The sequence below is a fragment of the uncultured Altererythrobacter sp. genome, from assembly GCF_913057185.1.
Classification (GTDB): Bacteria; Pseudomonadota; Alphaproteobacteria; order Sphingomonadales; family Sphingomonadaceae; genus Erythrobacter; species Erythrobacter rubellus.
On the sequence record NZ_CAJXNK010000002.1, the window covers coordinates 453,332 to 464,965 of the forward strand.

General features: G+C 56.6%; 12 protein-coding genes and 2 tRNA genes. 8 read left to right on the forward strand and 6 right to left on the reverse strand.

Annotated elements, in window-relative coordinates; all coding sequences use genetic code 11:
• Positions 1 to 2 precede the first annotated feature (2 nt).
• Positions 3 to 455, forward strand: coding sequence for a DUF3429 domain-containing protein (locus QZ487_RS10095; RefSeq protein ID WP_296024829.1), 453 nt, complete (start codon positions 3 to 5; stop codon positions 453 to 455).
• Position 456: 1 nt separating this feature from the next.
• Here the strand turns inward: QZ487_RS10095 and QZ487_RS10100 are convergent.
• A tRNA-Pro gene (locus QZ487_RS10100) sits at positions 457 to 533 on the reverse strand.
• A 103-nt stretch (positions 534 to 636) separates the two neighbouring features.
• Between QZ487_RS10100 and QZ487_RS10105 the strand changes: the two genes are divergently transcribed.
• From QZ487_RS10105 to QZ487_RS10125, 5 genes are all read left to right on the forward strand, one after another.
• Positions 637 to 1,605: a thymidylate synthase gene (locus QZ487_RS10105; RefSeq protein ID WP_296024831.1), complete on the forward strand. Its 969-nt coding sequence runs from the start codon at positions 637 to 639 to the stop codon at positions 1,603 to 1,605.
• Positions 1,606 to 1,709: 104 nt separating this feature from the next.
• Entirely contained in the window at positions 1,710 to 3,014 is a 1,305-nt protein-coding gene (locus QZ487_RS10110) for a 3-methyl-2-oxobutanoate dehydrogenase (2-methylpropanoyl-transferring) subunit alpha (RefSeq protein ID WP_285975339.1), read from the forward strand.
• Entirely contained in the window at positions 3,011 to 4,069 is a 1,059-nt protein-coding gene (locus QZ487_RS10115; protein WP_296024833.1) for an alpha-ketoacid dehydrogenase subunit beta, read from the forward strand. The genes QZ487_RS10110 and QZ487_RS10115 overlap by 4 nt, the downstream gene beginning before the upstream one ends.
• Positions 4,070 to 4,073: 4 nt before the next feature.
• Positions 4,074 to 5,345 carry a dihydrolipoamide acetyltransferase family protein gene (locus QZ487_RS10120; RefSeq protein WP_296024835.1) on the forward strand — a complete coding sequence of 424 codons (1,272 nt, stop codon included), beginning with the start codon at positions 4,074 to 4,076 and terminating at the stop codon, positions 5,343 to 5,345.
• Between the two features lie 75 nt (positions 5,346 to 5,420).
• Positions 5,421 to 5,497 (forward strand) — tRNA-Asp (locus QZ487_RS10125).
• Between the two features lie 14 nt (positions 5,498 to 5,511).
• Here QZ487_RS10125 and QZ487_RS10130 read toward each other — a convergent pair.
• The 5 genes from QZ487_RS10130 to QZ487_RS10150 all read right to left on the reverse strand — a co-directional run bounded on the left by QZ487_RS10130 (position 5,512) and on the right by QZ487_RS10150 (position 8,371).
• Complete coding sequence (locus tag QZ487_RS10130; protein WP_296024838.1) at positions 5,512 to 6,570, reverse strand: MBL fold metallo-hydrolase; 1,059 nt, start codon at positions 6,568 to 6,570, stop codon at positions 5,512 to 5,514.
• A 24-nt stretch (positions 6,571 to 6,594) separates the two neighbouring features.
• Complete coding sequence (locus QZ487_RS10135) at positions 6,595 to 6,819, reverse strand: DUF2842 domain-containing protein (RefSeq protein ID WP_285975335.1); 225 nt, start codon at positions 6,817 to 6,819, stop codon at positions 6,595 to 6,597.
• Positions 6,819 to 7,388 (reverse strand): 5-formyltetrahydrofolate cyclo-ligase, encoded by a 570-nt coding sequence (locus QZ487_RS10140; protein ID WP_285975334.1) that lies wholly within the window; start codon positions 7,386 to 7,388, stop codon positions 6,819 to 6,821. The genes QZ487_RS10135 and QZ487_RS10140 overlap by 1 nt, the downstream gene beginning before the upstream one ends.
• 327 nt (positions 7,389 to 7,715) lie before the next feature.
• Positions 7,716 to 8,180 carry a cell division protein ZapA gene (gene zapA, locus QZ487_RS10145; protein WP_296024842.1) on the reverse strand — a complete coding sequence of 155 codons (465 nt, stop codon included), beginning with the start codon at positions 8,178 to 8,180 and terminating at the stop codon, positions 7,716 to 7,718.
• Positions 8,177 to 8,371: a hypothetical protein gene (locus QZ487_RS10150; protein ID WP_296024844.1), complete on the reverse strand. Its 195-nt coding sequence runs from the start codon at positions 8,369 to 8,371 to the stop codon at positions 8,177 to 8,179. Before QZ487_RS10150 ends, zapA begins: the two co-directional genes overlap by 4 nt.
• A 231-nt stretch (positions 8,372 to 8,602) precedes the next feature.
• On the opposite strand from QZ487_RS10150, the gene tkt reads away from it, so the two are divergent.
• On the forward strand, positions 8,603 to 10,603 hold the full coding sequence (tkt, locus tag QZ487_RS10155; RefSeq protein WP_296024846.1) for a transketolase: 2,001 nt from the start codon (positions 8,603 to 8,605) through the stop codon (positions 10,601 to 10,603).
• Between the two features lie 15 nt (positions 10,604 to 10,618).
• Positions 10,619 to 11,626, forward strand: a complete 1,008-nt coding sequence (gene gap / locus QZ487_RS10160; RefSeq protein ID WP_285975330.1) for a type I glyceraldehyde-3-phosphate dehydrogenase — start codon at positions 10,619 to 10,621, stop codon at positions 11,624 to 11,626.
• The last annotated feature ends 8 nt before the right edge of the window (positions 11,627 to 11,634 follow it).

Below are 11,634 nucleotides of genomic sequence, written 5' to 3' on the forward strand. Positions count from 1 at the left end.
GTATGGCAGAGCAAACATTGACTCCCGTCGCCAAAGGGTTGGGCTATGCGGGACTGATCCCACAATTCATCGCTCTTGCATTGGTATTGCAAGGCGGGGAGTTTGGGTATGTGGCGCTTGCCGCAGGCTTTGGCTACGCTGCATTCATCTTCAGTTTTCTTGGCGGTGTGTGGTGGGGTCAGTCGCTGGCTTCGGGGCGAGCAGATGCTGCGGCATACCTTGTCGCCGTGCTGCCTAGCCTGCTTGCTCTGGCCTTGTTTTTGCCATGGACCTTCGGCTGGGAATGGCCCGGACCGGCGTTAATGTTTCTTGCTGCATTGATCGCGCTCAGTCCGCTGGTAGACCGATGGCTCGATCTTGGCAGACAAGACTTTGTGCGGCTGCGCTGGCACCTGTCGCTAGGGCTGGGTGCGCTCACGGCTGCGCTAGGAATAATCGGCATCGAGCCAGTTTAGATGGTCGGGGAGAGAGGATTCGAACCTCCGGCCCCTGCCTCCCGAAGACAGTGCTCTACCAGGCTGAGCTACTCCCCGACCGGATCGGCCCCACACAAAACTGTGGGTCGCGGCAGGAGGCGCGATATAAGTGTGCTTTTGCGGGGTGGCAAGCGAGCAAATGCAGGTTTAGGGTCCGCCCATGGCAACGCTTGAGTCTCCTGAAATAATTCCGTCTAAACACACCGGCCCAGGCCAGCCTGAATGGCAATATCTCGACCTGATGCGGCGCATCTGGGAGGGCGGCAGCGAACGCGTTGATCGCACCGGGATTGGTACGCGCTCGATTGCCGGCGCGATGCTGCGGTTCGATCTTGCCGATGGCGCGATGCCGCTACTCACCACAAAGCGGGTCTACTGGAAAACCGCCACGCGCGAGATGCTGTGGTTTCTGACTGGAGAGACCAACATTCGTCCGCTTGTGCTGCAGGGCGTGAAGATATGGAATGAATGGCCGCACGCGCGATACGTCAAGGAAACAGGCGATAACATCGCGCTTGACGATTTTGTTCAACGGATTGCTGATGACGAAGAGTTTGCGTGTCAATGGGGTGATCTGGGGCCAGTATACGGTAAGCAATGGGTTGACTGGCCGACCTATCGCTATCGCAAAGACGGGCTCTACGAGCGCGGGCCAGGCATCAATCAGGTTGCGGAAGTCGTCGAAAGCCTGCGCCACAATCCCGGCAGCCGGCGGCACATCATCGAAGGCTGGAACGTGGCAGAGCTGGACCGGATGGCATTGCCACCATGCCATAAGACCTATCAGTTTCATGTTGCGGGAGAGCGGCTCAATTGCATGCTGTATCAACGCAGCTGTGATGTCGCCTTGGGCCTGCCGTTTAATCTTTGGTCAGCGGCGCTGCTGCAACGGATGATCGCGCAGCAAACGGGCCTCGAACCCGGCGAGTTGGTGTGGATGGGTGGCGACGTTCATTTGTATCTGAACCACGAGCATTTGATCACCGAACAGCTCTCGCGCGAGCCGCAAGGCAACCCGACGCTTGAAATCACGCGCAAGCCGGACACAATTTTCGATTACACAATCGATGATTTTGTAGTGCATGATTACGCACCGCAGGCCCCGATCAAGGCACCTGTTGCGGTATGAGTGAAAGCGGCTAGACCAGCTTGACCGTAGTCTTTGCGTGAAATAAAATAACACCAACGTAAAAGAATGCTACAGACCTGCTGTTAGCAGGGGGAGAGCCAGCCATGGCCAATAGGCCTGAGACAACACCTGAGCCGAAAAGCAACAAGCCGGCGCTACAGCTTCACGTTCCAGAGCCGAAGTACAGGCCGGGCGATGAGGTGGACTACAGTCATCTCGAGATCCCTGAGGCGGGTACACAGCCTCGTCCGGATGAAACAAGCGATCCAAAGGATATGCTGGACTTTGCCTATGGTCTGGTCCGCGTTCTTGGTGACGACAACAAGGCGCATGGCGCCTGGGATCCGAAACTTGATGCGGATACCTTGCGAACGATGCTGCGCAACATGGCGATGGTGCGCGCTTTTGATGACCGCATGTTCCGCGGCCAGCGCCAAGGCAAAACCAGTTTCTACATGAAGTGCACCGGTGAAGAGGCGACCAGCGTGGCATCCTCAATGGCGCTCGCATCTGACGATATGGTGTTCCCCAGCTATCGCCAGCAAGGCATTTTGATCGCGCGCGGCTATCCCATTGTCGACATGATCAACCAGATCTACTCGAACAAAGGCGACAAGTTGAAGGGTCGCCAGCTGCCGATCATGTATTCAAGCAGAGAACACAGTTTTTTCTCGATTTCAGGCAACCTTGCCACACAAACCCCCCAGGCGGTGGGCTGGGCGATGGCGAGCGCGATCAAGGGCGACACCCGGATCGCCGCAACATGGGTTGGTGAGGGTTCAACTGCCGAAGGTGACTTCCACAACGCCTGTACATTCGCAACGGTATACAACGCACCGGTCATCCTGAATGTGATCAACAACCAGTGGGCGATCTCCAGCTTCTCTGGCTTTGCAGGTGCCGAGCGCACTACCTTTGCTGCACGCGCACTGGGATATGGCTTGGCTGGCCTTCGCGTCGACGGAAACGATGCACTAGCATGTTACGCAGCGCAGCAATGGGCCGCGAACCGCGCGCGCGCGAATGCTGGTCCGACTTTGATAGAATACTTCACTTATCGCGCAGAGGGCCACTCTACGTCGGACGACCCGTCCGGCTATCGCAGTGCACAGGAGCGCGAGGAGTGGCCGCTGGGTGATCCAGTGATGCGCCTCAAGAACCACTTGATCGAATTAGGCGAGTGGGACGAAGATCGCCAGTCAGCGATGGACCTTGAATGTGCGGAGCTGGTGAAGGCCGCTACCAAGGAAGCCGAGAAGAACGGCATCCTCGGGCATGGAATGCATCACCCATTCCACACCATGTTTGAAGATGTTTACGAAGAACTGCCATGGAATCTGGAAGAACAGGCTGAGCAAGCCATTCGCGAACGCCAGGTCAAATGGCCCAAGGGAGGGCCGGGCGCATGAGCATTGATGTGAAAGATCAAGCCACGGGTGACGCGGGCACGGAGCGCCGCCTTAACATGATTGAAGCGATCAATGACGCGCTCGACATTATGCTTGAGCGTGACAACGATGTGATCGTGATGGGCGAGGACGTCGGTTACTTTGGCGGCGTATTCCGTTGCACTGCTGGTCTGCAGGAAAAGCACGGAAAGACCCGTGTTTTTGATACGCCAATCTCCGAGTGCGGCATTATTGGCGTCGCGGTGGGGATGGGGGCATATGGCCTACGACCCGTTCCGGAAATCCAGTTTGCCGATTATATCTATCCCGGCCTTGATCAGCTGATTTCGGAAGCAGCACGCTTGCGTTACCGCTCGGCGAATGACTATATCGCACCCATGACTGTGAGGTCTCCCTTCGGTGGGGGCATCTTCGGTGGCCAGACGCACAGTCAGTCACCCGAAGCGATTTTTGCGCATGTAGCGGGTTTGAAGACAGTCATTCCGGCTACACCCTATGACGCGAAGGGACTGTTGATCAGCGCCATCGAAGACAATGATCCGGTGATCTTCTTCGAGCCAAAGCGTATCTACAACGGCCCGTTCTCGGGCTATTATGATAAACCGGTAGAGCCGTGGAAGAAGCACAACGATAGCGCTGTACCGGAAGGGTACTACAAGGTTCCACTTGGCAAAGCACGTCAAGTGACAGAGGGTGAAGCACTGACTGTGCTGGCCTATGGCACGATGGTACACGTGGCAGAGGCTGTGTGTGCAACAAAGGGTATCGACGCCGATATTCTGGACCTGCGGACAATTGTTCCGCTTGATATCAAAGCAATCGAAGCTTCGGTCGAAAAGACCGGGCGCTGTCTGATCGTACACGAAGCGACTCGAACCGCCGGTTTCGGCGCCGAGTTATCTGCGCTCGTGACCGAACGCTGCTTTTATCATCTCGAAGCTCCGGTTGAGCGTGTAACCGGATTTGACACACCCTATCCGCACAGCCTTGAATGGGCCTATTTCCCTGGCCCGGTTCGTATTGGCGAAGCGATCGACAAGATTCTGAAGGACTGACCCGATGGCAAAGTTCACATTCAATATGCCTGACGTCGGCGAAGGCGTTGCCGAAGCCGAGATCGTTGAATGGCACGTGAAGGTTGGCGACACTGTATCGGAAGACCAGCATCTCGTCGATGTGATGACCGACAAGGCGACGATCGACATCGAAAGCCCGGTTGACGGTGTTGTCACTGAAGTTGCCGGTGAAGTTGGCGATGTGATCGCGGTTGGCGCGATGCTGGTCGTTGTCGAGGTCGAAGGCGAAGTGCCTGACGAGGTCGAGGAAGCGAACGAAGTTGAAGCTGAACCGGCAACTAAAGAGGTTCAGCAAGCTGAGCCAGCACGTCAACCAGAACCTGAACGAACACCAGAACCTGAGCAAGCATCAAAGCCAGCTCCGGCTGCGGCTGAGGCCGTGGAAAAGGTCCTTGCCACACCTGCGGTACGCAAGCGCGCGCGCGATCTGGGAATTGATCTGTCCGAAGTAAAACCCGCCGAAGACGGCCGCATTCGCCATGGCGATCTGGATCAGTTTCTAGCCTATAATGCGGGCGGAGGTTTTGCTCCCGCCGGAGTGGCGCGTGCGGACGAGAGCATCAAAGTCATCGGCCTGCGCAAGCGTATTGCGCAAAATATGTCTGCTGCGAAGCGCAACATCCCGCATTTCACTTATGTTGAAGAGTGCGATGTAACCGAGCTTGAGCGGATGCGCGCGCAGCTGAATTCTGCACGCGGTAGCAAACCCAAGCTGACTATGCTGCCGCTGTTGATCGCAGCAATCTGCAAGAAACTGCCAGAATATCCGATGATCAATGCGCGTTATGATGACGAAGCAGGCGTGGTGACGCGCCATGGTTCTGTACATTTGGGCATGGCAACCCAGACCGACAATGGATTGATGGTACCGGTTATCAAGGATGCGCAGGCTAAAAACCTGTGGCAGCTTGCGAACGAAATTGGACGACTTGCCAATTCAGCGCGCGACGGCTCTGCCAAGTCGGACGAGCTGTCTGGATCGACGCTGACCGTCACGTCACTTGGGCCGCTCGGCGGGGTTGCAACAACGCCGGTGATCAATCGCCCCGAAGTCGCGATAATCGGCCCGAATCGCATCGTCGAGCGCCCGATGTTTGTCACTGGTCCTGATGGACAGGAACGTATCGAGAAGCGCAAGCTGATGAATATCTCGATCAGTTGCGATCATCGCGTAGTCGACGGATATGACGCGGCCAGCTTCATTCAAGAGGTCAAAAAACTGATCGAAACACCTGTCCTGCTTTTGAGCGAATAAAGTTTGATTTTTCGCGCAAACGGTCGTTGACAGCATCTGGACTCGGCCGTATTTGCCCGTCTCCCAAGTGGCTGCGCGGGTGTAGCTCAGTTGGTTAGAGTGTCGGCCTGTCACGCCGAAGGTCGCGGGTTCAAGTCCCGTCACTCGCGCCACTTGGGGAATTTTCCTAGAGAAGCTGATCGATTTCGACTTGCTGGCTTTGCGCCGGTAGGCTGATCAACATGCCGTCTTTGGCCAATTCCAGCTGACCATCAAAATTCTGTTTGGCATCACCCAAGAATGCGGGCTCGATCAGGCGCGCGGGCGGTGCTGGCACCAGATGGTATAGAACCAGCGCTTTCGCACCGGCGAGCTGCGCAACCCGTGCCGCTTCTTCAGGCGTGGTGTGATAATCCGGAATATCGGCCATGATTTTCGCGCCATCGGTATTGCCTCGTGCGGCCAGCGTTTCGCCCAGCTTGCCAACCATCGCTGGATTGAGCGCTTCGTGCAGAATGAGATCGGCACCTTGCGCGAACCGCGCGAACTCTTTTGAGTACTTCAGGTCACCGCTGATCATCACTGAACGCCCCTTGTAGTCGAGCCGAAAGGCATAGGCATTGTCGATTGGAGCGTGATCTACGCGTAGGGTGCGAATTGACAGTCCGTTGCGTTCGAAGGTGAAACTCTCATCAATGTTCGTCGCCACGCCGCCGAATCCACTTGGCCTTGCGACTTCCGGGCCATGATGCGCGATGCGATAGCCGCGATCGATCCCGTAGGCTGTCATTAGACCGTCGACCACCCGGTCGGTCCCTTCCGGGCCATAGACTGGCAGTGGCGTGCTGCGACCGCCGGCCATCCACGCCTGCAACATTAACGCGCCTAACCCGTCGAAATGGTCCGAATGCAGATGTGTCAGGAATGTCGCTTCGAGACGAACCATAGGAAAGCCCATAGCGCCAAGCTTGCGGTCGGAACCCGAACCAACGTCGAAAATATATCCATCGCGGCCCGCCAGTACCGCCAGACATGGGCCAGCGCGATTGGCATCAGGCATTGGTGACCCACTACCGCAAACAAAGACATGCAATCCGTCGGCGAAATCGACAGTCTGATCTACGCCAGCGCGCTGCTCTGCCGCGCGTTCGAACACGCGTTGTCCAATCCATTGCCCTCCGAATAGGGCAAAACTCCCTGCTAGAATTGCGACAAGGAGCAAGCCGATCAGTAGTTTGCGTGTCATTGACCCTCCGGTTCAAACGGTAACCTAATCTGGAGCGTTCCAGCGCCCTGTCTCCATCCAGATCAGGAAGCGTTTCAAAGGCAGCAGCCAGATCAGGCCGAGCACGAGGTAGATGATCGTCTGTACCCATATCGGCCAGCCGCCGATCAGATCAGGCGCGTGGCGCGCGATCACGATACCATAGACAATGAGGGCGGCGAAAAGACCGAGTATGCCAACGGGGATTCGCCAGGTTGGAGTTTCGCGCATCAAAAAGGTCCGTACATCCGCGTTGGTGTAATCACAGCATCTAAACGCTGATCATGTGGCTCTGTGGGCAAGGCGTCGCATAATTGCACATCCCACGCGAGACCAATCGCTATCCGTCCAGGATGTTCCGCCAGCCAGCGATCATAGTGCCCGCCACCTTGACCGAGGCGGTCTCCGTTGGCGGTAAAACCTACCAGCGGGATTAGCAGTACATCCGGAATCAAGGTCTCGGCTTCTGTGCGGGGCTCAAGCATTCCAAAGGGACCGGTAACCAGGTCGCTTTCGCCGAACGGGTCCACATGAACAGCAAATTCCATTGGAGACTTGTTTGATGCGAAGCGCGGTAGAGTGATCGTGTGCCCGTTCTCGTGGAAATAGGTTGTGTAGTGGGCGGTCGGAGCCTCGTATGGGCCGGCATGGTACAAGCCTATCACAGCGTCTGTAGCGATTTTTTGAAGAAGCTGGGACGGGGGGTGGCGGAACACCAGCCCGCGCATTGTTTCTGGCAGTTTCTCAACATGCTCCCGGCGAGCTGCGCGCAATTTCTTTCGAAGTTCGGGCTTCTTCATTGCTACGTATCCTACTCGATCAATCGGCCTGCATGGCCGCAAGCCCGACCGGGCGCCCGCAGCGATGCGACCGTAAGGTCGCGTGAGCGAGGAAATCGCGCGCTGGAAAGCGTGCGGAATGAAAGATGTGGCGGAACCACCATGGGTCGTTTGCTCGAGAAATCCTCTGACGCCTAAACGTCAGGTGGGCGCCGTATGTCCTGGGCCCCAGGACGAACCCGTAATCCAAGACAGGGACAGCTCCCTAGGAATTGCTTATAGCCTCAGGGATGTTCGAACGGCTCGTGCCGGGCAGTCCCGCCAATTGTCTATTTAGTGTGTCGCAGCCTATGCCTCAAGCGTGTCAGCACATTTTTCGATCAAATCCGCCAGCTGCTCCAGTTTGGAACTGATATTATCAGTCGCAAAAAGCGGTTCCTGCCCTGATGCAGCAGACTTCATGTTGGCCAGATCGTTGGCGATTGCATCTCGTTCAGCTCTAAGCGCGTTGAGCTCCAGCGAAAGTTCACGGGTCTTTTTCTCTGCGTTTTCAGCACCTTCTTCAAGGGCCTGGATTTTTGAGGCGAGATCCCTTGGATCTTCTCCAAGTGCTTCGCGTGTTTCGTGCAATTCATCCGCGAGAAACAGTGCAGCAAACAAGAGATTCTGCGCTTCTGTCCCGGCTAGATTGCCTTGCAACTGGTTCAGCTTTTCATCGATCATTGATCCAAGGCGGGCGAGGTGCGCCTCTTCACCGTCGGCGCAGGCGACTTTGTAAGCCTTGCCGGCGATGCGGAGTGTGACTTCGCTCATTGCTCGAAGCCCTCAATCAATTCGTCAAGTTTGGAAAGGGTCTGTGAGACCTCTTGACGCAGCGCCTCGTGCTTTGCTGCCAGCTCATTATCGCCCGTCGCTGAAACGCTCAGCTTGCCGCCCGCCGCGCTGATACGGTTGGCAGCTGCCTCGATCCTCTCGATCGCCTGCGAAATACGATCACTTTCCATAGCAGGGATTTACCCAAATTCGTCAGCAGGAGCAAAGCCTTGGCGCATCCTGTTGATAACTGCTCTTCAAGAACCCTGTTTCATTAGAAAAATCGACAGTCAGTGGAAGGCTCGATTGTTCGCCTTGACCTGATAACGGCCCTCCGCGAAGGGTCCGCCAACGCGTCGAATCGACGCGCCGGGCGGTGGCTGATCCGGCACCGCTCAATGCTTGTCAGGAGCAGTTTGCGAATGAGCCTCGATCCCGCCCGTCTTCAACCCATGTCCAACGCAATCCGCGCATTGTCGATGGATGCTGTGCAAGCTGCGAATTCGGGGCATCCGGGAATGCCAATGGGAATGGCGGATGTCGCTACAGTATTGTGGTCCAATTATCTGAAGTTTGACCCTCATGCACCCGACTGGGCCGACCGGGACCGGTTTGTGCTTTCAGCCGGGCACGGCTCAATGCTGATTTATAGCCTGCTGCATCTGTCGGGATACGCTGCTCCGACGATGGACGACATCCGCAACTTCCGTCAGCTAGGCAGCCCGTGCGCGGGCCATCCGGAAAACTTCTTGCTGCCCGGGGTCGAGTGCACCACCGGCCCATTGGGGCAAGGGCTTGCCATGGCAGTGGGTATGGCGATGGCTGAGCGACACCTGAACGCTGTCTTCGGCGATGATCTGGTCAATCACCGTACATGGGTTATCGCGGGCGATGGCTGTTTGATGGAGGGCATCAATCACGAAGCGATCGGGCTTGCCGGTCATCTCGGCCTTGGCCGGATGAATGTTCTTTGGGACGACAACAACATCACCATCGATGGTGGCACCGATCTTTCCACCAGTGAAGATATCAAGGCCCGCTATCGGGCGACTGGTTGGCACGTGGTTAGCTGTGACGGGCATGACTTTGCTGATATCGCTCGCGCGCTCGATGAAGCTGTTGCTGATGGTCGTCCATCGCTTGTCGCTTGCAAAACCGTGATCGGTAAAGGTGCGCCGAACAAGCAAGGTACCAGTGCAACGCACGGCGCGCCGCTGGGCCCGGATGAAATCGCGGCTGCGCGTGAAGAACTTGGATGGGATTACGAACCGTTCGAGGTTCCGACTGACATTTTGGCCGATTGGCATGCGACTGCCGAACGCGGTGCGTCTGCACATGGCGCCTGGGCGGGGCGGCTTGCGACCGATCTGGATCGCAAGGCCAAATTCGAAAACCATATGATGGGCGTGGCCGATTTGGCGTCGCCTGCACTTGAGGCCTATATCCATGGTCTGGCTGCAGAACCGAAGAAGGTTGCCACTCGCAAAGCTTCGGAAATGGCGCTGGAGCCTCTTACAGCGGCTTTGCCCCAGCTTATTGGCGGATCAGCAGACCTGACCGGTTCCAACAACACCAAAACGTCCAGCACAACGCCATTGACCGCTCAAGACTATGCGGGTCGCTATGTCTATTACGGCATACGTGAATTTGGCATGGCCGCAGCAATGAATGGAATGGCACTGCATGGCGGCGTTGTGCCCTACGGCGGTACGTTCCTGATCTTTAGCGATTATTGCCGCAATGCGATCCGCCTGTCAGCGCTGCAACAAACGCAAGCTATCTATGTCATGACCCATGACAGCATTGGCCTGGGTGAAGATGGGCCAACGCACCAACCGGTAGAGCAGGTCATGAGCCTGCGGTTGATCCCGAATCTCAATGTCTATCGCCCATGCGATACAATCGAGACTGCAGAATGCTGGGCCTTGGCCTTGTCTACGCCTGAAACGCCTTCGGTCTTGTGCCTGTCTCGACAGGGTCTGCCGCAATTGCGCGGAGACGGTGATGGGGATTGGTCAGCCTTGTCGAACCGTTCAGGCATGGGCGCATACCGTCTTGTTTCCGCGAATGCTGACCGCAAGGTTGTGCTGATTGCTACAGGTTCGGAAGTTGCGCTGGCATTTGAAGTGGCACAGGCTCTGGAAGGGCATGGCATCGGCGCCGATGTTGTCTCTATGCCCTGTGCCGAACTGTTCGAAGCGCAGTCGGATGACTATCGTGCTGATGTCTTGCCGGCGGGTGCGCTCAAGGTCTCGATTGAGGCAGGCTCAACCCTGGGTTGGGAGCGCTATACCGGCACCGATGGCATTAATATTGGCTTGGATCGCTTTGGCGCATCTGCACCTGCCGGCGATCTGTTTGCCAAATTCGGTTTCACTGCGGAGGCAATTGTCCCGCAAATCTTGAACAAATTGAACGCATAAGCAGGAGTTTCCCCCATGGCGACTAAAGTTGCAATCAACGGTTTTGGACGTATCGGTCGTCTGGTGGCGCGCGCCATTCTGGAACGCAGCGATCATGATCTTGAATTGGTTTCGATCAACGATCTGGCAGATACGAAGTCGAACGCATTGTTGTTCCAATATGACAGCACACACGGTCGTTTCCCCGGCACGGTGGAAGTCGGCGACAATGCTATCATCGTTAATGGCAAGTCTATTGCTGTGACCAGCGAGCGTGATCCGGGCAATTTGCCGCATGCGGCGCAAGGGATCGATATTGTTTTGGAATGCACCGGCTTTTTCCAGAGCCACGAGGCTGCTGAGCCTCACCTAAAAGCGGGCGCAAAGCGGGTGCTGATCTCCGCCCCGGCAAAGAATGTTTCAGCCACAATTGTTTACGGTGTGAACCATGAGACGCTGACCGCTGACGATGTGATCGTGTCGAACGCCAGCTGCACCACCAACTGCCTCTCGCCGATGGCGAAGGTTTTGAACGAGACAGTTGGGATCGAGCGCGGCTTTATGACCACGATCCACAGCTATACCAATGATCAGCGTATGTTGGACCAGATGCACGGTGACATGCGCCGGGCACGCGGCGGGGCGCAGAACATGATCCCGACCACGACCGGCGCAGCACGTGCGGTTGGCCTGGTCCTGCCAGAACTTGCTGGCAAGCTGGACGGGTCCTCGGTTCGCGTGCCAACGCCGAATGTATCGCTGGTTGACCTGGTGTTCACGCCGGGCCGTGATACCACGGTAGAAGAGCTCAATGCGGCGCTCAAAGCGGCCGCTGAAGGCCCTATGAAAGGCGTGCTCGACTATACCGATCAACCGCTGGTCAGCAGCGACTTCAACCACTATCCGGCCAGCTCCACGATCGACAGCCTTGAAACATCCGTGATGGAAGGCAAGCTTTGCCGCGTTGTTTCGTGGTATGATAATGAATGGGGCTTCTCGAACCGGATGATCGATACGTCGGGCGTGATGGCGAAGTTCCTTTAAGGACCGAA